The sequence below is a fragment of the Mycobacterium sp. NPDC049093 genome (assembly GCF_040704635.1).
Lineage (GTDB): Bacteria > Actinomycetota > Actinomycetes > Mycobacteriales > Mycobacteriaceae > Mycobacterium.
This window is the reverse complement of sequence record NZ_JBEZJS010000031.1, coordinates 1-1,463: the sequence shown is the minus strand read 5'-3', so window position 1 is coordinate 1,463 and position 1,463 is coordinate 1. Positions and strand designations below refer to the sequence as shown.

General features: G+C 66.1%; 1 protein-coding gene. It reads left to right on the top strand.

Annotation, left to right across the window (positions count from 1 at the left end; genetic code table 11):
* Window positions 1-116: 116 nt before the first annotated feature.
* The gene (locus AB0876_RS34265) at window positions 117-1,430 is read left to right on the top strand and encodes an IS256 family transposase (protein ID WP_019344575.1); all 1,314 of its coding nucleotides are present in this window, start codon (window positions 117-119) and stop codon (window positions 1,428-1,430) included.
* Window positions 1,431-1,463 lie beyond the last annotated feature (33 nt).

The following is a 1,463-nucleotide window of genomic DNA, read 5'->3' as shown; positions in this document are numbered from 1 at the left end:
GAGCAATGATCAGAACCTGTGGATCCCGGGCGGGCGTGCCTTCCCGGAAGATGATCTGCAAGGAATCCGAATTCTGATCAAGACCAGCGTTGGCGCGCTGGCGGGAAGGCACGCCCGTGCTCACGGTAGTAGACAACAACGACGACTCCAACGAGACCCGCAATGCGGCCGGTGCGGGCCGGTCGTTGCTCGACCAGATCGTCCGCGACGGTGCCCGGCAGATGCTGGCCGCGGCGTTGCAGGCCGAGGTCGCCGACTATGTAGCCCGGTATGCCGGTGAGGTCGACGAACACGGCCACCGACTGGTGGTCCGCAACGGATACCACGCCGAACGTGAGGTCGTGACCTCGGCGGGTGCGGTGGCGGTGAAGGCGCCCCGCGTGAACGACAAGCGGATCGACCCCGATACCGGCGAGCGCAAGCGGTTCTCCTCGGCGATCCTGCCCGCCTGGGCTCGCAAGTCCGAGCAGGTATCGGAGGTGCTGCCGCTGCTGTACCTGCACGGCCTGTCAACCAGTGACTTCGGGCCGGCGCTCGAACAGTTCCTCGGCACCGGCGCCGGACTGTCCGCATCCTCGATCACCCGGCTCACGGCCCAGTGGCAGGACGAGGCGAAGGCCTTCGGCACCAGGGACCTCTCGCAGGTCGACTACGTGTACCTGTGGGTCGACGGCATCCACCTGAAAGTCCGGCTCGAGCAGGAAAAGCTCTGCCTGTTGGTGATGCTCGGGGTGCGGGCGGACGGCCGCAAGGAACTCGTCGCCCTGGCCGACGGCTACCGAGAGTCCACCGAGTCCTGGGCGGACCTGCTGCGGGATTGCCGCCGCCGCGGGATGCGCGCGCCGGCGCTCGCGGTCGGGGACGGAGCTTTGGGATTCTGGCGGGCACTGCGGGAGGTGTTCCCCGCCACCCGCGAACAACGCTGCTGGTTCCACAAACAAGCCAACGTTCTTGCTGCACTCCCGAAATCGGCGCATCCGGGTGCGTTGGCGGCGATGAAGGAGATCATCGGGGCCGAGGACATCGACAAGGCGCAGTTGGCGATCGCAGCGTTCGAACGTGACTACAGCGCGAAGTACCCGAAAGCGGTGAAGAAAATCGTCGATGACGCCGACGTGCTGCTCGAGTACTTCCGGTATCCCGCCGAGCACTGGGTGCATCTACGCACCACGAACCCGATCGAATCGACCTTCGCGACGGTTCGGCTTCGGACCAGGGTGACCAAGGGCCCGGGATCACGGGCGGCGGGCATGGCGATGGCCTACAAGCTGATCGAAGCAGCGCAGTCGCGGTGGCGGGCGGTCAACGCACCACACCTGGTGGCGTTGGTGCGGGCCGGCGCAGTGTTCCACCAGGGCAAGCTCCTCGAACGTCCGGTCGACATCACCCCGGAACCATCGCCCGACACCCCAGTGTCCGAGGTCGCCTGACGACCCTCGATCCACAGGATTTGACTATTTCTC